The sequence below is a fragment of the Variovorax ginsengisoli genome, from assembly GCF_030811835.1.
Taxonomy (GTDB): Bacteria; Pseudomonadota; Gammaproteobacteria; order Burkholderiales; family Burkholderiaceae_C; genus Variovorax; species Variovorax ginsengisoli_C.
In genome coordinates, this window is the sequence record NZ_JAUSRO010000003.1 from 1 (window position 1) to 23,223 (window position 23,223).

Below are 23,223 nucleotides of genomic sequence, written 5' to 3' on the forward strand. Positions count from 1 at the left end.
CGGGTTCCCGTGTGAAAGTAGGTCATCGTCAGGCTCTTACAGCCCAGTCTGCCCCCGCTTGTTTATTCAAGCGGGGGCTTTCTGCTTTCTGGGAATGCAAATCCTCTTCGGGTTTGCAAACGTTATCGTTCGGCCTAGGAATGACGGATGACTTCAGGCCGTTGGCGAAGCGATAAGCGCTCGCACGCGGCGTGCAAGCGTATCCAAAGTGAATGGTTTGGTGAGCACCTGCATCCAGGGTTCCAGGTGCCCATTTCCAATCACCGCATTTTCCGCGTAGCCTGTAATGAACAGGACTTTCAATTCCTGCCGTGTGGCACGTGCGCCGTCGGCCAATTGGCGGCCATTCATTCCGCCAGGCAAGCCCACGTCGGTGATCAGCAGATCGATTCTCGCGTTGGCCTGCAAGACCGCCATGCCTGTGGCGCCATCCTCGGCCTCGAGCGTTTGATAGCCCATTTCCTCAAGAACTTCGACCACCAACGCACGTACTGCTGCTTCGTCGTCGACGACGAGGACAAATCCATGTCCTCCAGGAGGCGAAATTTCGATGGGGACTGGCGAATCAAATTCCTCGATACCGGCGTGGTGACGTGGCAAGTAGATGCACATCGTGGTGCCCATTCCCACCTCGGAATAAACACGAACCTGTCCCCCTGACTGACGCGCGAACCCATAGACCATCGACAGGCCTAGGCCGGTGCCCAGCCCAATCGGTTTGGTGGTGTAGAACGGTTCGAAGATCCGCTGAATGACCTCCGGAGGCATGCCCGTGCCGGTATCGGTCACGCACAGTGAGACATACTGGCCTGGGGGGAGATCGCGCTCGCGTGCTGCGCGTTCGTCCATCCACTTGTTGGCGGTCTCGATGGTCAGCCGACCTCCGTCGGGCATCGCGTCCCGCGCATTGATACAAAGATTGAGCAGCGCGTTTTCGAGTTGATGAGGGTCGATCAGAATCGGCCAGAGCCCCACCGCACCGACCACCTCCAGTGTGTTTTCCGGCCCGATGGTGCGGCGGATCAGGTCCTCCATGCCCGCGACCAGCCGGTTCGCATTGGTTGGCTTCGGGTCCAGCGTCTGGCGTCGTGAAAATGCCAGCATGCGGTGAGTCAGCGCCGCAGCACGCTTGGCGGCACCTTGTCCGACCGCGATATATCGCTCGAAATCCTCGAATCGCCCTTGCTTGAGCCGGCGTTGCATGAGTTCGAGGCTGCCGGTGATCCCGGCCAGCAGGTTGTTGAAATCATGTGCCAGCCCTCCGGTGAGTTGGCCGACGGCTTCCATTTTCTGCGATTGTCGCAAGGCCTCTTGCACGGCTTCACGCTCGCGCGATTCCTCGCGCAAGCGGTCGAGTGCGCTTTCGACATCGCGTGTGCGCTCTGCGATTCGCGTCTCCAGATGATTGTTGAGTTCGCGCAGTTCACGCTCCGAGTTGAGCTTCTCGGTGACGTCGGAGCCTTCGGCAAATATCCCGAGCACCGCACCGTTAGTGTCAAAAATGGGCTGGTAGACGAAGTCCAGGCGGCGCTCCTCCAGAGCGGCGCCCGGCGTGCGTTGCAGCGAAACCTTCTGGCCCTGACCGATGTAGGGGACGCCTGTACGGTAGACCTCGTCGAGCAGACCGAGAAAGCCTTGATCGATGAGTTCGGGCAACGCCTCACGCACGGTCTTGCCCTCGATATGCCGATGCCCCACGAGTTGCACATAAGACTCGTTGACGAGTTCAAAGACATGCTCCGGCCCCTTCAATACACACATGAAGCCCGGTGCTTGCTGGAAAAGGGCGCGCAGGCGATCGCGCTCGGCGGTGCGCTCCTCGAGTGCCTGCAGATTGGCCAGACTCGGCGCGATCTGGCCGGCCAGCAGTTCGACGAAGCTGAGCGTGCCGTCGTCCAGTGGACGGTGAGGTGAGACGCCACACACCAAAAAACCTTCGGAGCGTGCCGAACTCTGCGGTGGCAGTGCCACAACGAACACCGACGCAGCAGGCCGTTGCCACGGCCCCGTGGGTGCATCGATGTGTGGCGGCAACGGCAGCACGAAGGCACTTTCGCCCGCCAGAAGGCGCTCAACCTGCCACGGATCGTTCTTGCCAGGCTGCAGCGTCGCGGCTGCAAAAGGGTGGCCGGGCGCCACGCCTGCCGCGCAGCGCAGGTGGGCCTGACCCGATGCTTCAAAGAGATAGAGCAACGAGAAAGGGAGGTCCCGCGCAGCCTGCTGGAGCGTTCCACGAACGACGTCCACGACGTCATCGCGGCGCGTGGCCTTCGTCAGTCCCGCGCCCAGTTCCCGCAGGAGCGACAGCCGTCGCTCGCTGATGACGCGACCAGTGTCCTCGGACACTGCGCAGAACAGGCCTTCCGGGCGTCCGCTGTCGCCCAACAGCGGGCTGTAGGAAAAGGTGTGATAAGTCTCCTCGGGATAGCCGGAGCGTTCGATCAGCAGCATCAGCGATGCGTCCCAGGTCGACTCGCCACGATCGTAGACTGTCTCGATGCGCCCCCTTACATCGTCCCAGATTTCGGCCCAGACGTCGCGCGTGGGCCGGGCCAACGCGTGTTCATGCTTGTCGCCGAGTGTCGGCCGGTAGGCGTCGTTGTAGAAAAAGAGGACGTCGGGACCCCAGCCGAGCCACATCTCGAAGCGAGATGTCAGCAGGATGCGCAGCGCTACTTTGAGCGTTTCGGGCCAATGCTCGGGTGGACCGAGTGGCGTGCGCGCCCAGTCGTGCGCGCGCATGCGCTGCGCCATGTCGCTTGCCCCCACGAAAATGTCGGCGTAGGGGAGTTCGCGCAGGGCAGGGGCTTCTTTCATTTTGCGCACAATGTAGCCGTCCCGCTTGCAATTGCACGTCAGACGAAAGCGTAAAACACCATGCCCGGGTTGGGATCCTCGCTGTTGGCACACACGGCACACCGCGTGCGTGAAACATGCGAGCATTCAACGTGGCACAGTCGAACGGGTCACCCATGAGTCACCCATGAACAGGAAATAACGTGGCAGAGCTAGCGTTCTTCAACCCCTTGCGGCACGGCTTCGCCCGTGTCGCCGTCGCCGTGCCGCGCAACCGGGTGGCCGATCCGGTTTTCAATGCCGAGGAAACCGTGGCGATGTACCGACAGGCAGCGGCGTCTGGCGTCCTTGTCGTCGCGTTCCCGGAACTGGGCCTGTCGGCATACACCTGCGACGACCTCTTCCACCAGGCTGCGCTGCTCGACGCGTGCGAGGTCGCCTTGCAGGCCGTGATCGACGCGTCCGCCGAAGTGAGCACCGTGGCGATCGTCGGGCTCCCCGTGCGGCTCGATCACAGGCTGTTCAACTGCGCCGCTGTGGTGGCGGGCGGCCGCTTGCTGGGCGTGACGCCCAAGACCTATCTGCCCAATTACGGCGAGTTCTATGAGGCACGCCAGTTCAGCGCCGCCGACAGCGCCCTGGCGACCGAGATCGATCTTTGCGGCCAGCGCGTGCCCTTCGGCGCCGACCTGGTGTTCCAGGCCACACAGTTCCCGCTGCTGAAGATCCACGTGGAGATTTGCGAGGATGTGTGGGTGCCGATTCCACCGTCCAGCCTGGCCGCGTTGGCTGGGGCCACGGTGCTGGTCAATCTGTCGGCATCGAACATCACCATCGGCAAGTCCGACTACCGGCACAACCTGGTTGCTTCACAGTCCGCGCGGTGCCTGGCCGCCTACCTCTACTCGTCGGCCGGCATCGGGGAGTCGACGACCGATCTGGCCTGGGATGGCCAGGCGTTGATCTACGAGAGCGGCGAACTGCTCGCCGAGAGCGAGCGCTTCAGCAACCGCTCTCACATGATTCGCGCCGATGTCGATCTGGAGCGCCTGTCGCGCGAACGCATGCGCCAGAATACCTTCGGCATCTCGGCGCAACGCCACAAGGCAGCACTGGCCAGTTGGCGGACGGTGCATTTCGACATCGAACTGCCCGCGCGCGTCCCCGACGGCTTGCTGCGCACGGTCGAGCGGTTTCCGTATGTGCCGGCAGACAGCGCGCGGCGTGACGAGCGCTGCCAGGAGGTCTTCAACATCCAGGTGCAGTCATTGGTGCAGCGGCTCGAAGCCAGCCAGATCGACAAGCTGGTGATCGGCGTGTCGGGCGGACTGGACTCGACGCATGCGCTGCTGGTCTGTGCGCAGGCCATGGATCGCCTGGGCAAGCCGCGTGAGCACATTCTCGGTTTCACGATGCCGGGCTTTGCCACCAGCGACCGCACTCTCGTGCAGGCGCACCAACTGATGGCCGCCATCGGCTGCACGGCCCGCGAGATCGACATCCGGCCCAGCTGCAAGCAGATGCTGGCCGATCTCGGGCATCCGTTCGGCGACGGCGTGCCGCAGTACGACATCACCTTCGAGAACGTGCAGGCGGGCGAGCGAACGAGCCACCTTTTCCGGCTGGCCAACCACCATGGCGGCATCGTCGTGGGCACCGGTGACCTCAGCGAATTGGCGCTGGGCTGGTGCACCTACGGCGTGGGCGATCATATGTCGCACTACAACGTGAATGCCAGCGTGCCCAAGACGTTGATCAAGCATCTGGTGCGCTGGGTGGCCGACAGCGGCCTGCTCGGCGCCGAAGGCAGCCAGGTGCTGCATGCCATCGTCGATACGGAGGTCAGCCCGGAGCTCATCCCCTCTGACGCGGCGGATGCTTCCGGTGCCGCGCAGCCGGGACAGAAGACAGAAGACACCATCGGCCCGTACGAGCTGCAGGACTTCCATCTCTACTACACGCTGCGCTACGGCTTCAAGCCGACGAAGGTGGCGTACCTCGCCCACGTCGCCTGGCACGATCGCACGCTGGGGCGATGGCCCCAATCCCATGGCGAGGCGCAGAACGAATACACACTGGCGGCCATCCGCAAGCATTTGGGCACGTTCCTCTGGCGCTTTTTCAAGACCAGCCAGTTCAAGCGCTCTTGCGTGCCGAATGCGCCCAAGGTCGGCTCGGGCGGTTCGTTGTCACCGCGCGGTGACTGGCGCGCGCCCAGTGACTCGGAGGCCGCGGTGTGGATGCGCGACCTGGAGCGGATACCCACGACGGCTTCGGCGCCGGCCGATTGAGCGCGCTGTGGGTCGTGGTCCAGAAGCGCGAGACGCCTGCGCGGGGGCGAGACGCCTGCGCTGGGGGCTAGAAGTCGGCCGGTGACTCCAGATCCTTGGCCGGATTCAACAGGAACTTCGCGCCGGTCGCGCGCTGGGCATAGACCGCGATCATCTCGGGCTGCAGCATTTCGGCGAGAGAGACTTCCCGGGCGTATCGGCTGGCGAAGGTGGTCTTGAGTTCCGAAGCCACGCGCTGCTTGAGCTTTTGTGTGGCCTCGGGGCCAATCTTCTGCAGAAAAGGGAAGAGCAACCAACCCCCCATGCCCCAGGCCATGCCGAAGTTCACGGGGAACTCGACGGGTGTCAGGTCGAGTCGGCCGTAGAGGTACACCTGCTTGTGCGTGGTGGACCCGTAGCGGCTGTATTCCTTGGCGGTCTTGTTGAGCGCCGCCTCCATGCAGCCGAGGATCTGCCCGGCCAGCTTGCCGCCGCCCGTGGCATCGAAGGCGATGGTGGCACCGGTGGCAACCAGCGCGGCGGTCAGGTCGTCCAGAAAGGTGGGTGCGCTTGCATTGCAGACATAGGCCGCGCCCATCGCCTTGAGCTGATCGGCCTGTTCCTGCTTGCGCACGATATTGACCAGGCCGATGCCGTCCTTCTGGCAGATGCGGTTGAGCATCTGGCCGAGATTGGATGCCGCTGCTGTGTGAACCAAGGCGGTGTGGCCTTCGCGGCGCATCGTCTCCACCATGCCCAGCGCGGTCAGCGGATTGACAAACGACGATGCACCGTCAGCCGCGCTCGCGCCGTCGGGCAGCAGCAGGCATTGCGCGGCGGGCAACGTGCGGTACTGCGCATACATCGCGCCGCCCAGCACGGCGACGGTCTTGCCCAGCAGTGCCAGGGCGGCCTGCGACTTGCCTGCACGCACGACCACGCCTGCGCCTTCGTTGCCCACAGGCAGCGACTCGCCGATCCGAGCGGCCATCGCCTTCATGCCAGCCGCAGGGACGGGCGCGGTGACCACCGGTGCCAAGGGCGGACCCGACACCTTGGCGCTGGCCATGTCGGCGGCGCCGAAGAGCAGCCCGAGGTCGGACGGGTTGATGGGCGACGCTTCGATGCGCACCAGGACCTCGTCGTCGGTCGGCAGTGCAATGTCGACGCGGGCGAGCGTCACTTCCAGCACGCCCTCGGGCTTGACGAGCGAGCGCAGCTGCAGGGCGGTGGGGATGGTTTCTGTGGTCATGGGAAAAGAGGCCGGGGCCTGTGGATCGTTGGCGTTCAGTTTAGGCCGCGGGTGCTGCGCGCGTCGACGGTGGCTGGTCGCGACCGAGACGTTCGCCGAAAAAGTCGATGAAGCTTCGCAGCTTCGGCGCCATGTACTGGCGGCTGGTGTAGACCGCGAAGAGGGTGCTCGGCGGGGCGCTGTGATCGGGTACCAGCCGTTCCAGCCGACCGGCTGCCAGGTCGTCGTCGACCAGCCACTCCGGCAGGAAGGCCCAACCCATGCCCGCGCGCACCGCGTGCAGCGTCAGGGTGGTGTCGTCCGAGCGCAGCACAGGCTGCAGGCGCAACGGTGTCATCCGGCCTCCCGGTCCGCGCAAAGCCAGACCTTCGATGTTCACATAGCTTGGCACGATGGCGCCCAGATGCGCCAGGTCGGCGGGGGTGCCGGGCCGCCCGACCCGGGCCACGTAGTCGAACGACGCCACCAGATGGAATTGCTGCCGACACAGCGGCCGCGCGATGAGCGCGGGCGACGGCTCCTGCGTCGCACGCAACGCGAGGTCGTAGCCGTCGGCCACGAGATCAACCTTGCGGTTCTCCAGGTGGATGTCGACCAGCACTTCGGGGTACCGCGCGCCGTAGGCGGCCAGCACGCGCGCGAACTGCGGCGTGGCACACCAGACGGGGGCGCTCACCTTGAGCTGCCCGCGGGGCGCCTCGTTCTTCTGGCCGATGGCCGCTTGCGCTGCATCGAGCAGGTCCAGCGCCTGCGCGCTTTGCGTGTACCAGGCCTGGCCGGCTTCCGTCAGGCTCAAATGCCGGCTGGTGCGGTGCAGCAGTCGGGCACCGAGCGACTTCTCCAGCTGCGCCACATGCTTGCTCGCCATGGGCGCCGAGATCGACAGGCGGTCGGCGGCTGCGGTGAAGCTGCCCGCTTCCACCACGTCGCGGAAGACACGCAGGCTGGTAAGACGGTCCATCAATGTTTCTTCGGGAGAAATGAATCGATGAATCGTAGCCTATCGATTTCCTCAAGGGAAATCTCTAGACTGGCATCAAGGAGCACTTCCATGACCACCACGACCTCGCGACTTCCCACCTATTTCATCTCCCACGGCGGTGGCCCCTGGCCCTGGATGAAAAAGGAGATGGGCCCGGCCTACGACCTGCTGGCCGCCTCGCTGGCCGACATGCCGCGGCAGTTGGGCCGCACGCCACGTGCCGTCCTCATGGTGTCGGCGCATTGGGAGGCGCCAGCCTTCACCGTGATGGCGAATCCACACCCGCCGATGGTCTACGACTACGGCGGCTTTCCTGCCCACACCTACCAGGTGCGCTACGACGCGCCCGGCGCGCCCGACCTGGCCCTGCGTGTGAAGTCGCTGATCGAGGCGGCGGGCCTGCCTGCGCACAGCGATGCCGAGCGCGGCTTCGACCATGGCGCGTTTTCGCCCATGGCGGCCATCTATCCGGCGGCCGACGTGCCGATGGTGCAGCTGTCGCTGCGTCGCGGGCTCGACCCCGCCGAGCATCTGGCGCTGGGCCGTGCGCTCGCGCCCTTGCGCGACGAAGACGTCTTGATCATCGGCAGCGGCCTGAGCTACCACAACCTGCGCGCGTTCGGCCCGCAGGCACGCGAGCCCTCGAAGGCCTTCGACGATTGGCTCGACCGTGCCGTGGTTGGCGCCACGGGCGGCACGCGCGATGCGGCACTGCTGGACTGGGCGTCGGCACCGGCTGCGCGCATCGCGCATCCGCGCGAGGAGCATCTGATTCCGCTGATGGTGGCCGTGGGCGCCGCAGCGGGCGATGCCGGGGAGCGCGTCTACCACGAAGATGCGTTCATGGGCGGCCTTGCGGTGTCGAGCTTCCGTTTCGGCGGCTGAGCCCGACGCGCCGTATCGGGTCGCCTGGGCATTTGCTGCAGTTGCCCAGACCTCAGGCCGGCAGCGGCAACTGCGTGGTCGACAACACCTCCTTGAGCACCATGAAACTGCGCACCTGCCGCACGCCCGGCAGGTAGAGCAGTTGCTCCGCATGCAGGCGGTTGAAGCTTTCGTGGTCGCGCGTGCGCAGCATCATGAAGTAGTCGAACTCGCCGGTCACCACGTGGCATTCGAGGCAGCCCGACACCTTCTGCACCGCTTTCTCGAACGCCGCGAAGGACTCCGGTGTGGAACGGTCGAGCACCACGCCGATCATCACCAGCATGCCGGCATCGATGGCACGCGGCTCGAGCAGCGCGACGATGCCACGAATCCAGCCACCGGCTTTGAGCCGTTCGACCCGGCGCAGGCAGGCCGGCGCGCTGAGGTTGACCTTGCCAGCCAGCGCCACGTTGGAGATCGAGGCATCGCGTTGCAGGGTGCGCAGGATGGCCCGATCCGTGCGGTCGAGCCCATCTTTGGGCGTTGCGGGCACGTGAGTACTCGTGCGAAGAACTTTTGTTGCTTTCATTTGGGATTTTTCAAAAGATTAAGCCGATTTTGCAGTTTCGGGAATGCCTGGAATAGGTTTCATGGGTTGATTTCGCAACCCTGTTAATCAGCTTCCTTCCTAAGATTCAACCCAGACCCATCGTTGAATCGAACCTGGAGCCCCACCGTGAACCTGCAGAAATTTCCCCGCTATCCGCTCACCTTCGGTCCTTCGCCCATCCAGCCGCTCAAGCGACTGAGCGCCCACCTCGGTGGCAAGGTCGATCTCTATGCCAAGCGCGAGGACTGCAACAGCGGCCTGGCCTTCGGCGGCAACAAGACGCGCAAGCTTGAGTACCTCATCCCCGAGGCGCTCGAAGGCGGTTACGACACGCTGGTGTCGATCGGCGGCATCCAGTCGAACCAGACGCGCCAGGTCGCGGCGGTGGCGGCGCACCTCGGGCTGAAGTGCGTGCTGGTGCAGGAGAACTGGGTGAACTATTCCGATGCGGTGTACGACCGGGTCGGCAACATCGAGATGTCGCGCATCATGGGCGCCGACGTGCGTCTCGACGCTGCGGGCTTCGACATCGGCATCCGCAAGAGCTGGGAAGACGCGATGGAGAGCGTGCGCCAGGCCGGCGGCAAGCCCTTTCCGATTCCGGCGGGATGCTCAGAGCATCCGAGGGGCGGCCTGGGCTTCGTGGCCTTCGCCGAAGAGGTGCGCCAGCAGGAAGCCGAGATGGACATCCAGTTCGACTACGTCGTGGTCTGCGCCGTCACCGGCAGCACGCAGGCCGGCATGGTGGTCGGCTTCGCGGCCGATGGCCGGGCCGACCGCGTGATCGGCATCGATGCCTCGGCCAAGCCCGGGAAGACCTTTGACCAGGTGCTGCGCATCGCGAAGAACACCGCCGAACTCGTCGAGCTCGGACGCGACATCACCGAGAAGGACGTGGTGCTCGACACCCGCTTCGGCGGCCCTGAATACGGGCTGCCCAACGATGGCACGCTGGAGGCGATCCGCCTGTGCGCCCGTCTGGAAGGGATGCTGACCGACCCGGTGTACGAGGGCAAGTCGATGCACGGGATGATCGAAAAGGTGCGCCTCGGCGAGTTTCCGGCGGGCTCGAAGGTGCTGTATGCGCACCTCGGCGGCGTGCCGGCGTTGAGTGCCTACAGCTTCCTCTTTCGCAACGGTTGATCGCCATCGACCGTCAAGCACCCGTGCAACTGCAGCCACGCCAGGCGAGGCAGATTCCTGGCTGCGAAGGCGCGCGGCTAGCGTCGGGACGGCGGCTGTGGCGGTTGCGTTATCTGTGCATCTGGCTTGGCCACCAGCCCGACGCGAACCTGCCGGCCCCAGGTGCCGTTGCCGGTGAGAAACACCCACCAGCCCCAGGCGGCACCCGTGTGGCGCAGGATCTGGAAGGTGAACGGCTCGACGATGGCCGCAAGAAAAGCCTGGGCCATGTTGGCCTCGCTGTGCTGGCCGATCCAGCGGCGGTACAGGTGCACGGACCACAGATGAAACACCAGGTCGAGCACGATCTTCGCGCCGATCACGCCGGCCACCGGTGCGAGCACGCCCAGGTTGCCACGTACCAGGTACACCAGCAAAAGGAAGAAGGCGGCCAGGCCGTAGAGCGGCTGCAGCGTGTCGATGGCCTTGACCGGCAGCATGGCGGTGCCCAGCCAGCCATAGCGGCGGTCGCCGACCATGGCCCGATACCAGTACTGCGTCTGCAGGAAGCCACCGAACCAGCGGCGGCGCTGGCGCAGGAACGAGGCCACGCTGCTCGGTGCGTCGGTGTGCGCCTGCGCGTCGCCAAGCACCCGCACCGTCCAGGGCAGGCCGTGCGCCTGCGCGTGACGGTGCAATCGGTGGATGAGTTCGTAGTCTTCGACCAGGCAGTCGGTGTCGAAACCACCCACCGCGCGCACCGCGTCGGTGCGAAAGCCTGCGAAGGCGCCGGAGATCAGCAGCAGCCCGTTGACCCGCATCCATGCGTAGCGGGAGAGGAAGTTGCGGATGTACTCATAGGTCTGGAACCACTGGAAGCATCGGCCCGACAGCGTGCGGCTGCACACCGGTGTGATGACGCCCGTGGCCGCCACGAGCGCCGGCTCGGCAGAGAACGCGCGTCGCACGGCGGCGATGGCGCCGTTGTCGAGCAGGGTGTCGCCATCGACCGTCAGCACGGTTTCGGTGTCGATGCCCAGAATGGCCGAATTGAGGGCGACCGCCTTGCCGCCGTGAGGCAGCCGCAACCAGACCAGCGACGAGTGCAGCGTACTCGGCGCGCTCAGCTCGCCCAGCGCCGGCGCCACCAGGCCGTAGTGGCTGGTAAGCAACTCGGCGGTGCCGTCGCTGGAGCCATCGTCGGCGATGACGATGCGGTCGGGCGGGTCGGACTGGCTGAGCAATGCGCCCAGCGTGACCGGCAGTACCGCCGCCTCGTTGTGCGACGCGACGATCACGCCCAATGTGGCGCGCCGCGTGGCATCGATGGCCGCTGGCGCGACGGGATGGCGCAGCAGGGGCAGCGTCTGCCAGGCGACGAAGAGCAGCAGCACCGTGTCGTACAGCACATAGGCCACACCCACCGACCATGACCAGACCTCGCCGCTGGTCGCACCCATCCTGTCGCCGTGCGTGAAGGCGCGGCTCAGCAGCAGCACCCACAGCGCGAACACGCCGCCATGGATCAGGACACTGCGCCAGGGCGTGGCGGGCTGCAGAACCCGCGGCGAGGCGGCGGCGAAAGCGCGAAGGAGGGCGTCGTTCAAAAGTGAGATCCGGATCTGTGCAGGCAGGTACGCGGCCGACGATGCGGCGGTTTCGAAAGGCCCCGGAATTTCGCAGGCCCTGCGCGCGGATGCTTGGAAAGAGTCGCTGGCGGGCCGAGAATTCCCACATGTCCCCAGAAAAACGCTACACCCGACCTGCGATCATCCTGCATTGGCTCATTGCCGTGCTCATGGCGGTCAATATTGGACTGATCCTTCTGGTCGAGCGCTTTCCCGACGACTGGATCCGGCCCGTGATCGACACCCACAAGTCGATCGGCATCACCGTGCTGGGCCTGGTGCTGCTGCGCATCCTCTGGCGGTTCGGCCACCCGCCGCCGCCCATGCCTGCATCCTATGGGCGGCTCGAGCGTGGGGGGGCGCACGCTGCGCACATGGTGCTTTACCTGCTGATGATCCTGCTGCCGCTGTCGGGCTGGATGCACGATTCGGCCTGGAAAGACGCCGCCACGCATCCAATGCAGCTCTTCGGCCTGTTCGAGTGGCCGCGCATCGGCTGGATCATGGACATCGAGCCGGCCGCCAAGGAAACGTGGCACAGCGCACTGGGCGCCGTGCACGAATGGGCGGGCTATGTGCTCTATGCGATGTTCGCGCTGCATGTGGGCGGCGCGCTCAAGCACCAGTTCGTGGACGGCGAGCGCGAGTTGCAGCGCATGATCTGACCGACGTCCTTGCACGCCGACGCAGCGCTCGCGCCGCAACCGAATGGCAGAATCCCCGGCTTCGCGCCCGGCGAGTGGCCGGGCCTCTCCATGACAACGAACCATCGAAAGACGCGGCATGACTGACGCCATCGTGATCATCGGCGGCGGGCATGCCGCCGCCCAACTCTGTGCCGGGCTGGCCGAAGCCGGACAAGGCGGCCGCACCCACCTGGTGTGCGAGGAGCGCTGGCTGCCTTACCACCGTCCACCGCTGTCCAAGGCGTTCCTGAAAGGTGAAGACACCGAGCCGCAGGCGCACCGCGCGCCGGCCTGGTATGCCGAAGCAGGGATCCATCTGCATCTGGGCGATGCCGCGGTGGCGATCGATCGCAAGGCGCACACCGTGCAATTGCACTCCGGTGCGGTACTCCCGTGGCGCCACCTGGTGCTGGCGACCGGCACGCGCGCCCGTGCGCTGCCCGCGCTGGCTGCGCCGCTCGCGAACATGGCAGTGCTGCGCGCCGTGCCTGAGGCGCTGCATCTGCGCGCCCGCTTGGCCGCGGCGCAGCGCGTCGTGGTCTTGGGCGGCGGCTTCATCGGCCTGGAGGTGGCCGCCACGGCGCGTGCCATGGGCAAGGAGGTGACGGTGCTCGAAGCCGGTCCGCGCCTGATGGCACGCGCCGTGTCCCCTGCGTTGTCCGAGGCGGTGCTGGACGTGCATCGCGCTGCGGGCATCGACGTGCGGCTGGGCACGCAGGCTGACCGCTTCGAGATCACCGACGATCGCGTGGTGGCGGTCGAGGTGGCTGGCGAATCGCTGCCGCTCGACCTGCTGCTGATTGCCGTGGGCGCCACGCCCGAGACCACGCTCGCCGAGGCCGCGGGCCTGGAATGCGCCGATGGCGTGGTGGTCGACGAATTCATGCAGACCAGCGACCCGGCTGTGCTGGCGGTTGGCGACTGCACGCGCTTTCACGAGCGCCGTGCCGCGAGCGCGCTGCGCCTGGAGTCGGTGCAGAACGCCAACGACCAGGCTCGCACGGCGGTGGCCACGCTGCTGGGCGCGCCGCGCCCGCACGATGCGCTGGCCTGGTTCTGGTCCGACCAGGGCGGGCTGCGACTGCAGATGGCGGGGCTGGTCCCTGCGCCCGCCACGCCGGGTCTGGTCACGGTGCGCCGGCCCGGTCCCAACCCGGCCGCCTTCTCGCTGCTCCATTACGTCGGTGGCCAGCTGGTGTGCGTCGAATCGGTCAACGCGCCGGTCGACCACATGATGAGCCGCAAGCTGCTCGAAGCAAGGCGTTCACCCGCACCCGACGTGGCTGCCGATCCGGCCGTGCCGCTGAAGAATCACCTGGCGGGCTGACGCGCGCGGACGACGCGCAAGTGTCGCCGGGGCGTGCTGCAGGGATCGCCGCGGCGCCTTATAGTGGCTGTCCCACCTTGACAACGCGGAGCCGGCATCGCGCCGGTCCGTGCAACCATGCAGGACAACCACGTGGACACCAACAATCCCCTTCGTTTCGGCAGTGGCCAGGCCGTTCGCCGGCTTGAAGACGAGGCGCTGCTCGCAGGCGCAGGCAAGTACACCGACGACGTGTCGCTTCCCGGCCAGGCGCACCTGATCTTTGTGCGTTCTCCCTATCCGCATGCACGGATCATCTCGGTCGACACCACCAGCGCGCGGGACATGCCGGGCGTGCTGGGGGTCTTCTCCGGTGCCGATCTCGTGGCCGCCGGCGTTCAGCCGATGCCTGGCACGGCTGGCTTCAAACGCGCCGACGGCACGCCGGGCGCCACGCCCGATCGCCGTGTGCTGGCGCATGAGCGCGCACGCTTCGTCGGCGAACCGGTGGCGGCCGTGGTGGCCGAGTCGGTCGAGCAGGCGCGCAATGCAGCCGAGGCCGTGTTCGTCGACTACGAAGAGCTGCCCATGGCCGTCGATATGGCTGTGGCCACCGCACCCGGCGCGCCGGTGTTGTGCGAGGCTGCGCCCGACAACATCTCTGCCGAGATGCGCCATGGCAGCGTTGATGCTACCGCCGAAGCGTTCGCCAAGGCTGCCCACGTCGTCAAGCTCGACATCGTCAACCAGCGCGTGGTGGCGCTGACGATTGAACCGCGCACGGTGCTGGCCGACTTCGACAGCGCCACCGAGCGCCTGACGATCCGCATGAGCACGCAGATGCCTTCGGGCGTGCGCGATTCGGTTTGCGGTGCCATCGGCCTGCCCAAGGACAAGGTGCGCGTGGTGGTCGGCGACGTCGGCGGCGGCTTCGGCATGAAGACTGGTGCCTATCCCGAAGACATCGCCGTGGCCTACTGCGCCCACGCGCTGCGCCGGCCGGTGAAATGGGTGGCCGACCGCAGCGAGGAATTCCTGTCCTCCGCACACGGGCGTGACGTGGCCTCCACCGCCGAACTCGCGCTGGCCGCCGACGGCAAGATCCTCGGCCTGCGCATCGCGTCGCTGGCCAATGTGGGCGCCTACGCCACCGGCACCGGCGTGGCGATCCAGTTGTTGATCGGCCCCTGGGTGCAGACCAGCGTCTATGACATCCAGACGATCGACTTCCATTTCAAGGCGGTGCTGACCAACACGTCGCCGACGGGCGCCTACCGCGGTGCAGGCCGGCCTGAAGCCATCTTCACGATGGAACGGCTGATGGACGAGGCTGCGCGCCAGACGGGCATCGACCGTGTCGCGCTGCGCCGGCGCAACTTCATCCGCCCGGAGCAGATGCCCTACAAGAACCCGATGAACCAGACCTATGACACCGGCCAGTTCGAGAAGGTGATGGACCAGGGCCTGGCGCTGGCCGACTGGCAGGGCTTCGAGGCGCGCGCGGCGCAGTCGCAGCGCGAAGGCAAGGTGCGCGGGCTGGGCATGGCGACCTTCCTCGAATGGACGGGCGGCAATGTGTTCGAGGAACGCGTGACGGTGGCCGTCAAGGCCGACGGCATCATCGAAGTGTTCTCCGCGGTGAATGCGATGGGGCAGGGCATTGCGACCTCGCTGGCGCAGCTGGCGGTCGACACCTTCGGCGTGCCGATCGAGAAGGTCCGCGTGATCCTCGGCGACACCGATCGCGGCGACGGCTTCGGCAGTGCGGGGTCGCGCTCGCTGTTCACGGGCGGCTCGGCCGTGCGTGTCGGCGCCGAACGCACCATCGACAAGGCACGGGCGCTGGCAGCGCAGGAGTTCGAGGCCGCAGCCGACGACGTGACCTACGCCAACGGCGAGTTCACCGTGGCGGGCACCGACTTGAAGCTCGACCTGTTCGAGCTGGCCGGCAAGCAGCCCGAAAGCCAGATCTTCGTCGACTCGACCAGCGCCGTGGCTGGCCCGACCTGGCCGAACGGTTGCCACATCTGCGAGATCGAGCTCGACGCACCGACCGGCGAGGTGAGCGTGGTGGCCTACAGCTCGGTCAACGACGTGGGCCGCGTGATCAATCCGCTGATCGTGCGCGGCCAGCTCGAGGGCGGTGCGGTGCAGGGCATCGGCCAGGCGCTGTACGAGCGCGTGGTGTACGACAGTGAAACCGGCCAACCGGTGACCGGCAGCCTGATGGACTACGCGGCGCCGCGTGCGGACATCATCGGCGAGATGTTCAGGATGGAGATGGACGAGTCCACGCCCTGCAAGAACAATCCGCTGGGGGTCAAGGGCGTGGGCGAACTCGGCACCATCGGCGCGACGCCGGCCGTTGTCAACGCGGTGGCCGACGCATTCGCGCGCAGCGGCTTGGCGGCGAACATCGGCCGCCTGCAGATGCCGCTGAGTCCGGCGCGCGTCTGGCAGGCGACGCAGAGCGCGTGAGCCGGGGCGCGCTGCGCGGCAAGCGGTGACCCCGGATCGGTCGATGCGACGTCCGGGGCACGCTCAGGCGGTTTAGAACTCCTCGAGCGGCAGCCCGACGTAGTTCTCCGCCAGCGATGCAGAGGCCGCGTGCGAATGCACCAGGTAGTCCAGCTCCGCTTCCTGGATCTTCTGCCCGAACTCGCCGGTCTCCGGGAAGCGGTGCATGAGCGAGGTGAACCACCACGAAAAGCGTTCGGCCTTCCAGACCCGACGCAGGCACAGGTCGGAGTAGCGGTCGAGCGCCGAGTCCGACTTTTTCTCGCCGTAGTACGTTTCCATCGCGCGCGCCAGGTAGCCGACGTCGCCTGCTGCCAGGTTCAGACCCTTGGCGCCCGTGGGCGGAACGATGTGCGCGGCGTCGCCGGCGAGGAACAGGCGTCCGAAACGCATGGGCTCTGCCACGAAGCTGCGCAGCGGTGCAATGCTCTTCTCCAGCGAAGGACCGGTCACCAGGCGCTCGCGCGCTTCGGGGTCCAGCCGCGTGCGCAGTTCGTTCCAGAAGGCATCGTCGCTCCAGTTCTCCACTTTTTCCTCGGTCGGCACCTGGACGTAGTAGCGGCTTCGCGTGGCGCTGCGCATGCTGCACAACGCAAAGCCACGCGCCGTGTTCGCATAGATCAGTTCGTGCGAGACCGGTGGCACATCGGCCAGCACGCCCAGCCAACCGAAGGGGTAGATCTTCTCGTAGGTGCGCAGCGCACTGTCGGGCACGCTGGCCCGGCTGACACCGTGGTAACCGTCGCACCCTGCGATGAAGTCGCAGGCCAGTTCATGCGCCACGCCGTCGACCGTGTAGCGCACGCGCGGCTGCTCGCCGTCGAAGTCGTGCAGCGAAACGTCGCCGGCGCTGTAAACGGTCGTGAGGCCTGCGGCAGCGCGTGCCTGCATCAGGTCGCGCGTGACCTCGGTCTGACCGTACACGGTGACCTGCTTTCCGCCGGTGAGCGCGTGCAGGTCGATGCGGTGGCGCTCGCCCTGGAACAGCAGTTCGATGCCATCGTGCGGCAGGCCTTCGGCCTTGGCGCGGGCATCGACGCCCGCACGTGCCAGCAGATCCATGGTGATCTGTTCAAGCACCCCGGCCCGGATGCGGCCGAGCACGTAGTCGCCGGTCTGGCGCTCGATGACGACGTTGTCGATGCCGGCCTTGTGAAGCAATTGGCCGAGCAGCAGGCCGGCGGGGCCTGCGCCGATGATGGCGACTTGGGTGCGCATGGTGAAAGGTCTCCTGTTGTTGGGTTCGATGGGATGCCCGAGCGTAGGACGACCCGTGCGCGCCGTGCGCACCGGCATCACGGCAGTGTGCGGTGAAGGTAGCGGCTGTGCGATGATCGCGCAGCAACCCGCGCCGTTCCCGCCATGACCATCGCCAAACCCGACTTCATCGAAGGCATTGCCAAAGGCATGGCGGTGCTCGAGAGCTTCGACACCGAACGCCAGCGCCTCAATGCCACCCTGGCCGCCGAACGCGCGGGCATCACGCGTGCCGCCGCACGGCGCCATCTGCTCACCCTGGCGCACCTGGGCTATCTGGAGAGCGATGGCAGCTATTTCTGGATGTCGCCGAAGGTGTTGCGCTTTTCCGGCAGCTACCTGGCATCGTCGCGTCTGCCGCGCGCGCTGCAGCCCACGTTGAACCGGCTGGCCGCGCAGACGCAGGAGTCGTTCTCCGCCGTGGTGCTCGACGGCGAGGAGGCGGTCATCATCGCGCGCAGCGTGAGCTACGGCGCCCCGGCGCGCGTGCTGGCGTACGGGCTGCACCTGGGTGCGCGCCTGCCTGCGCACGCCACCTCCACCGGCCGCGTGCTGCTGGCCGCGATGGAGCCGGCGGAGCTCACGCGCTGGCTCAAGGGTCGCACGTTCCATCGCCTCACGCCCCAGACCGCCACGCAGGCACGCTTGCTGCGCCAGCGCATTGCGCAGGTACGCAAGCAAGACCATTGCTTCGCCAGCGAGGAGCACGAACTCGGCGTGCAGGCGCTGGCCGTGCCGCTGCGCGACATGAAGGGGCGCACCGTGGCCGCGCTCAATGTGGTGATCTCCGGCGCTCGACATACCGAAGAAAGCGTGCGCGGCGAACTGCTGACCCTGCTGCACGATGCGGCGCGGGAAGTGCGCGCGCTGCTGTGATCAACCTGATCTGGAAAAAGAGAGCTACCCATGCGCCTCCTGCTGCTTGAAGACGACGTGATGATCGGCGAGGCCGTGCTCGACCTGCTGCGCGCAGAGCAGTACGCCGTTGACTGGGTGAAGGACGGGGACGCCGCTGAGAGTGCCCTGCGCACGCAGCAATACGACCTGGTGCTGCTCGACCTGGGGGTTCCGCGGCGCGATGGCCTCGAGGTGCTGCGGGCCCTGCGTGCGCGCAAGCAGCGCATGCCGGTGTTGATCGCCACGGCGCGCGACTCCGTGCAGCAACGCATCGAAGGGCTGGACGCCGGTGCCGACGACTACGTGCTCAAGCCCTACGACCTCGATGAATTGCTCGCGCGCATCCGGGCGCTGCTGCGACGCGCATCGGGGCGCGCCGAGCCGGTGTACGAACACATGGGCGTGACGATCAACCCGCAGACGCGCGAAGTCACGGTCGGCGGTGCGCCGGTGGTGCTGTCGGCACGCGAATGGGCCGTGCTGGAACCGCTGTTGGCGCGCCCGGGCATGGTGCTGTCGCGCCAGCAGCTCGAAGAGAAGCTCTACAGCTGGAAGGATGAGATCAGCAGCAATGCCGTCGAGGTGTACATCCACGGCCTGCGCAAGAAGCTGGGTGCGGACTTCATCCGCAACGTGCGCGGCGTCGGCTACATGGTGCCCAAGCAATGATCCGGTCGCTGCGCGCGCGGCTGCTCGGGTTCCTCCTGATCGCCATCGTGCTGGCCGCGGGCGTGCAGGCCACGGTCGCCTACCGTACGGTGCTGCACGAGGCCGACGACATTTTCGACTACCACATGCAGCAGATGGCGCTGTCGCTGCGCTCGGGCCTTCCGCCAGGCGGTGCGGTGGGTGGACTGGCGGGGGGGGAGGAGAACTTCGAGTTCGTCGTGCAGGTGTGGACGGCGGACGGGGAACGTATCTTCGAGTCGGCAGCCGATGCCGCGCTGCCGCAACTGGCGGTGCTGGGCTTCGTCGACGCGCGGGCGCGTGGCACGACCTACCGGGTGTTCTCGGTGCAGACGCGCAGCGGCCTGGTCATCCAGGTGGCACAGGACATGGCAGTGCGCCGCCGCATGGCCGGCGCGTTGGCACTGCGCACCATCGGTCCGGTGGCGTTGATGGCACCGCTGCTGATGCTGGTGGTGTGGTGGGTGGTCAGCCATTCGCTGGCACCGGTCTCCCGCGTGCGAGCCCAGGTGGCCGCGCGTCAGGCCGACGATCTGTCGCCGGTCAGCGAGGCAGGCCTGCCCGAGGAGGTGCGCCCGCTGGTGCACGAACTCAACCTGCTGTTCGAGCGTGTACGTCACGCCTTCGAGGCGCAGAAGCACTTCGTGGCCGACGCCGCGCATGAACTGCGTTCGCCGCTGGCAGCGCTCAAGCTCCAGGTGCAGGGCCTGCAGCGCGCGGGCGACGAGGCGACACGCGAGCGGGCCGTCGCACGCCTGGCCGCGGGCATCGACCGCGCCACGCGGCTCGTCGAGCAGATGCTGGCACTCGCGCGCCACGAGGCCAGCATGGCGGCGGGTGCACCCCCTCAAGCCGTGGCGCTCGACGAGGTCGCCCGGCTGGCGATTTCGGACGCCCTGGCCGCCGCTCAAGCGCGGCGCATCGACATGGGCCTCGCGCACACCGACGCGGCCACGGTCAGCGGTCAGCCCGAGGCATTGCGCATGCTGCTGCGCAATCTGCTGGACAACGCGGTCAAGTACACCCCCGAAGGCGGGCGTGTCGACGTGGCCATTCGCACGCAGGCCGACGGCGTCGAACTCAGCGTCGAGGACAGCGGCCCTGGCCTGCCCCCCGAGGAGCACGAGCGCGTGCTCGACCGCTTCTACCGCTCGGGCGAACCCCAGGCACCTGGCAGCGGGCTCGGCCTGGCCATCGTCAAATCGATCGCCACGCTGCACGGCGCCACGCTGACCCTGGGCACCTCCGCGGAACTGGGCGGCCTGAAGGTTGCCGTTCATTTCGCCAACATCTGACATCGGAGCCCTTTAAGCGTGCACTAAGTCTGCGCGGCGACATTCCCTTTCATCGTGTTTCAACCCACCTCGAAAGGATCCGAAATGAACACCCGTCTGACTTCCCCCAAGGGACTCGTCCTCGCGCTGGCGGCTGCCGGCGTGATCGGTGCCGTCGGTGCCGGCGCCTACACCAGCGCGCGAGCCGTGGGCGCACCGCCGGTGGCGAGCACCGTGGCCGGCGCCCCGGTCGTCACGCTGCCCGACTTTTCCACCATCACCTCGCGCGACGGCCCGGCCGTGGTCAACATCAGCGTGATCGGCAGCATGAAGCCCAGCGACGACGAGGCAGCGGCCATGCAGGGGATTGATCCGGACGATCCGATGTTCCAGTTCTTCAAGCGCTTCCAGGGTCAGATGAATCCGCACGGACGCCAGCAGCAACAGCGCGAAGTGCCCACGCGTGGTGAAGGCTCGGGCTTCATCGTGAGTGCCGACGGCACGATCCTGACCAACGCCCATGTGGTCAAGGGCGCCAAGGAAGTCACGGTCAAGCTTACCGACCGCCGTGAATTCCGCGCCAAGGTGCTCGGCAGCGACGAGAAGACGGACATCGCCGTGCTCAAGATCGATGCCAGGAACCTGCCGGTGATCGCGCTGGGCAGCACCAAGGAACTGAAGGTGGGCGAATGGGTGCTGGCCATCGGTTCGCCCTTCGGATTCGAGAACACCGTGACGGCCGGCGTGGTCAGTGCCAAGGGCCGTTCATTGCCCGACGACAGCTATGTGCCCTTCATCCAGACCGACGTGGCCGTGAACCCAGGCAATTCGGGCGGGCCGCTGATCAACACGCGCGGCGAGGTGGTCGGCATCAATTCGCAGATCTACAGCCGCAGCGGCGGCTACCAGGGCGTGTCGTTCGCCATCCCGATCGATGTGGCCGTGCAGGTCAAGGACCAGATCGTCGCGACCGGCAAGGCCAGCCATGCGCGTCTGGGGGTGGCAGTGCAGGAGGTGAATCAGGCCTTTGCCGACTCCTTCAAGCTCGACAAGCCCGAAGGCGCGCTGGTCTCCAACGTGGAGAAGGGCAGCCCGGGGGAACAGGCCGGCCTGCGTACGGGCGACGTGATCCGCAAGGTCGATGGGCAAGCCATCGTGTCCTCGGGCGACTTGCCTGCGATCATTGGCCAGCAGCGTCCGGGAACCAAGGTCACGCTGGAGGTCTGGCGTCAGGGGGCACCGCAGGAACTCAGTGCCAAGCTCGCCGACGCGAGCGAGAAAGCGGCCAGCGTCGCCAAGGCCGATGACGCGACCGCCCAGGGCGGCAAGCTCGGGCTGGCCTTGCGCGAGCTGCGGCCCCAGGAGAAGCGCGAAGCGGCCGTCGACACCGGACTGCTGATCGAGGATGTCGGGGGACCTTCGGAGTTGGCAGGCGTGCAGGCAGGCGACGTGCTGCTGGCGATCAACGGGACGCCAGCCAAGTCGCTCGATCAGGTGCGCGCAGTGGTGGCCAAGGCCGACAAGTCCGTGGCGCTGCTGATCCAGCGTGGGACGGACCGGATCTTCGTGCCTGTGCGCGTGGGCTGACCGGAAAGGCCGGTGCGCCCGGGCGCTGGTCTATTCATTCTCGTTGTTCAGGCAGACGTGGTATTCGACCCAGCCCCAGTAATCGTCGAGGGTACGCCGGCGTGCGATCGCGTCTTCCCACAGCACCTGAGTGAAGACCGGATGCTGCGCGCCATGTTTGGCCTGCAATTGCGCCACGGACAGTCCGCGGTCGTCGAGCACGATGGGGTCGATGGGGTCGCGGGTGCGGGGCATGGTGGGGAAGGGTTCAATTGTGAGCAGATGGTCGAATCGTCTGAATTCTGCTGCCAAACCTACACCAAATCAGTCTGTTGGTAACGATGTATCAATCCGTTGCACTTGAAGCGTGAATTTGTGCAAGGCCCGCACGCTGTTGGAGCCCCACGCAATAAGCCATCAGCGCATCGAGTTCGGTGATCTTGTCGAAGACCATGTCTGCGCCCAGTCCGAGGCAGCGACGGCGCATGTCCGGCGTCGCATAGTTGCTGACCACGACCACCTTCTGGGATGGCTTGCGTACACGACATCCTGCGAGCACCCCCAGGCCGTGGCCGTCGCTCAGGAAGAGGTCGAGGATCAGAAGGCCCCAATCGTCAGGATGGGTGATCAGCCAGGTCAGCGCATCCATTTCGCCGGTGGCAAATCCGACGAGTTCCTCACCCGTGAATTCCCGCACCGCCTGGGTCAGATGCGCTCGGGCGATTGCGTTGTCTTCGGTCAGAAAAATGGCTAAAGACAATACGGTTCCTTGCCGGCAGGTGGCTGGACGCTGGGTGCTGGACCCATGGAGATTTCGCCGCGTTCAGACCAATGGGGATCTCAAGTTTGCCACGCAAGTGCATATGCCAATAAAAAAATCGGCCATGCGTGCTGCATAGGCCGATTTTTTTCAGGGCCGCCCGCTCCAGGCGGGGCCATCGGTCACAGTGCGGCGAAGTTGCTGCGGGCAGCAGCACGTGCTTCGGCACGGACGGTGGCGCGGTCGACGTTGCTGGCCATCACGGGAGCAACGCCCGCGCTGGCACCTTCGGCATAGACGTCCCCGGCGCGTGCAGCAGCCACGGCCTCGCGCTGGACGCTTGCACGATCGACGTTACCTGCGACTACGGGCGCCACGCCCGCGTTGGCGCCTTCGGCGTACGGGTTGGCCGTGTGTGCGGCCACCACGGCTTCGGCAGCCACGGTGGCACGGTTATTGAAGGTGGGTGTCGCCAGGACGCCCTGGTAGGTTTCCGCTTGGGCGCTAACGGCAGCGATCAGGCAGAGGGCAGCAGCGGCGATGATCTTCGAGGTCTTCATTTCATTTCCTTCAGTAGGTTGGATGCTTCGAACCGGTCTTGGGTGGGATGCCACCCGTCAAGGGTGGCCACCTCGCTCGGGGCCCTGTTCACCCAGAGCAACGGGTCTGCTGCTCTGATGAAATGAATTGTGCGCTGCTTACTAGGTAAAAACCCGTATGAAACTGAACCACGGCGTTCACGAAAC

General features: G+C 66.2%; 19 protein-coding genes. 10 read left to right on the forward strand and 9 right to left on the reverse strand.

The window, feature by feature from the left end; translation table 11 throughout:
• Window positions 1–153: 153 nt before the first annotated feature.
• Window positions 154–2,817 carry an ATP-binding protein gene (locus tag J2W36_RS04285; protein WP_307688443.1) on the reverse strand — a complete coding sequence of 888 codons (2,664 nt, stop codon included), beginning with the start codon at window positions 2,815–2,817 and terminating at the stop codon, window positions 154–156.
• A gap of 182 nt (window positions 2,818–2,999) precedes the next feature.
• Here J2W36_RS04285 and J2W36_RS04290 point away from each other — a divergent pair, with 182 nt between their 5' ends.
• Window positions 3,000–5,087, forward strand: a complete 2,088-nt coding sequence (locus tag J2W36_RS04290; RefSeq protein WP_307688444.1) for an NAD(+) synthase — start codon at window positions 3,000–3,002, stop codon at window positions 5,085–5,087.
• Window positions 5,088–5,154: 67 nt separating this feature from the next.
• Here J2W36_RS04290 and J2W36_RS04295 read toward each other — a convergent pair whose 3' ends face one another.
• Both J2W36_RS04295 and J2W36_RS04300 read right to left on the reverse strand, forming a co-directional pair.
• Window positions 5,155–6,318: a zinc-binding dehydrogenase gene (locus J2W36_RS04295; protein WP_307688445.1), complete on the reverse strand. Its 1,164-nt coding sequence runs from the start codon at window positions 6,316–6,318 to the stop codon at window positions 5,155–5,157.
• Window positions 6,319–6,358: 40 nt separating this feature from the next.
• A complete protein-coding gene (locus tag J2W36_RS04300; RefSeq protein ID WP_307688446.1) occupies window positions 6,359–7,279 on the reverse strand; it encodes a LysR family transcriptional regulator in 921 nt (306 codons plus the stop codon).
• Between the two features lie 90 nt (window positions 7,280–7,369).
• Between J2W36_RS04300 and J2W36_RS04305 the strand changes: the two genes are divergently transcribed.
• On the forward strand, window positions 7,370–8,185 hold the full coding sequence (locus tag J2W36_RS04305) for a DODA-type extradiol aromatic ring-opening family dioxygenase (RefSeq protein ID WP_307688447.1): 816 nt from the start codon (window positions 7,370–7,372) through the stop codon (window positions 8,183–8,185).
• 52 nt (window positions 8,186–8,237) lie between these two features.
• On the opposite strand, the gene J2W36_RS04310 is transcribed toward J2W36_RS04305, so the two are convergent.
• On the reverse strand, window positions 8,238–8,756 hold the full coding sequence (locus J2W36_RS04310) for an Lrp/AsnC family transcriptional regulator (protein ID WP_307688448.1): 519 nt from the start codon (window positions 8,754–8,756) through the stop codon (window positions 8,238–8,240).
• A gap of 147 nt (window positions 8,757–8,903) precedes the next feature.
• Here J2W36_RS04310 and J2W36_RS04315 point away from each other — a divergent pair, with 147 nt between their 5' ends.
• A complete protein-coding gene (locus J2W36_RS04315) occupies window positions 8,904–9,920 on the forward strand; it encodes a 1-aminocyclopropane-1-carboxylate deaminase (RefSeq protein ID WP_307688449.1) in 1,017 nt (338 codons plus the stop codon).
• Window positions 9,921–9,997: 77 nt separating this feature from the next.
• On the opposite strand, the gene J2W36_RS04320 is transcribed toward J2W36_RS04315, so the two are convergent.
• Complete coding sequence (locus J2W36_RS04320; protein WP_307688450.1) at window positions 9,998–11,506, reverse strand: glycosyltransferase family 2 protein; 1,509 nt, start codon at window positions 11,504–11,506, stop codon at window positions 9,998–10,000.
• Window positions 11,507–11,634: 128 nt separating this feature from the next.
• Here J2W36_RS04320 and J2W36_RS04325 point away from each other — a divergent pair, with 128 nt between their 5' ends.
• The 3 genes from J2W36_RS04325 to J2W36_RS04335 all read left to right on the forward strand — a co-directional run bounded on the left by J2W36_RS04325 (window position 11,635) and on the right by J2W36_RS04335 (window position 15,997).
• Complete coding sequence (locus tag J2W36_RS04325) at window positions 11,635–12,192, forward strand: cytochrome b (protein WP_307688451.1); 558 nt, start codon at window positions 11,635–11,637, stop codon at window positions 12,190–12,192.
• Window positions 12,193–12,310: 118 nt separating this feature from the next.
• Window positions 12,311–13,540: an NAD(P)/FAD-dependent oxidoreductase gene (locus J2W36_RS04330; RefSeq protein WP_307688452.1), complete on the forward strand. Its 1,230-nt coding sequence runs from the start codon at window positions 12,311–12,313 to the stop codon at window positions 13,538–13,540.
• Window positions 13,541–13,672: 132 nt separating this feature from the next.
• Entirely contained in the window at window positions 13,673–15,997 is a 2,325-nt protein-coding gene (locus J2W36_RS04335; protein WP_307688453.1) for a xanthine dehydrogenase family protein molybdopterin-binding subunit, read from the forward strand.
• Between the two features lie 72 nt (window positions 15,998–16,069).
• Here J2W36_RS04335 and pobA read toward each other — a convergent pair whose 3' ends face one another.
• The gene (pobA, locus tag J2W36_RS04340) at window positions 16,070–17,254 is read right to left on the reverse strand and encodes a 4-hydroxybenzoate 3-monooxygenase (RefSeq protein ID WP_307688454.1); all 1,185 of its coding nucleotides are present in this window, start codon (window positions 17,252–17,254) and stop codon (window positions 16,070–16,072) included.
• Window positions 17,255–17,398: 144 nt separating this feature from the next.
• Between pobA and J2W36_RS04345 the strand changes: the two genes are divergently transcribed.
• From J2W36_RS04345 to J2W36_RS04360, 4 genes are all read left to right on the forward strand, one after another.
• On the forward strand, window positions 17,399–18,169 hold the full coding sequence (locus J2W36_RS04345; protein ID WP_307688455.1) for an IclR family transcriptional regulator domain-containing protein: 771 nt from the start codon (window positions 17,399–17,401) through the stop codon (window positions 18,167–18,169).
• 30 nt (window positions 18,170–18,199) lie between these two features.
• Window positions 18,200–18,859 carry a response regulator gene (locus J2W36_RS04350; protein ID WP_307688456.1) on the forward strand — a complete coding sequence of 220 codons (660 nt, stop codon included), beginning with the start codon at window positions 18,200–18,202 and terminating at the stop codon, window positions 18,857–18,859.
• Window positions 18,856–20,172, forward strand: coding sequence for an ATP-binding protein (locus J2W36_RS04355; protein ID WP_307688457.1), 1,317 nt, complete (start codon window positions 18,856–18,858; stop codon window positions 20,170–20,172). Before J2W36_RS04350 ends, J2W36_RS04355 begins: the two co-directional genes overlap by 4 nt.
• 84 nt (window positions 20,173–20,256) lie before the next feature.
• Window positions 20,257–21,738 carry a DegQ family serine endoprotease gene (locus J2W36_RS04360; RefSeq protein ID WP_307688458.1) on the forward strand — a complete coding sequence of 494 codons (1,482 nt, stop codon included), beginning with the start codon at window positions 20,257–20,259 and terminating at the stop codon, window positions 21,736–21,738.
• Window positions 21,739–21,768: 30 nt separating this feature from the next.
• On the opposite strand, the gene J2W36_RS04365 is transcribed toward J2W36_RS04360, so the two are convergent.
• The 3 genes from J2W36_RS04365 to J2W36_RS04375 all read right to left on the reverse strand — a co-directional run bounded on the left by J2W36_RS04365 (window position 21,769) and on the right by J2W36_RS04375 (window position 23,037).
• Window positions 21,769–21,972: a hypothetical protein gene (locus tag J2W36_RS04365; protein ID WP_307688459.1), complete on the reverse strand. Its 204-nt coding sequence runs from the start codon at window positions 21,970–21,972 to the stop codon at window positions 21,769–21,771.
• Window positions 21,973–22,063: 91 nt separating this feature from the next.
• Complete coding sequence (locus J2W36_RS04370; RefSeq protein ID WP_307688460.1) at window positions 22,064–22,477, reverse strand: response regulator transcription factor; 414 nt, start codon at window positions 22,475–22,477, stop codon at window positions 22,064–22,066.
• A 182-nt stretch (window positions 22,478–22,659) separates the two neighbouring features.
• Window positions 22,660–23,037 (reverse strand): helicase SNF2, encoded by a 378-nt coding sequence (locus J2W36_RS04375; protein ID WP_307688461.1) that lies wholly within the window; start codon window positions 23,035–23,037, stop codon window positions 22,660–22,662.
• Window positions 23,038–23,223: the final 186 nt, after the last annotated feature.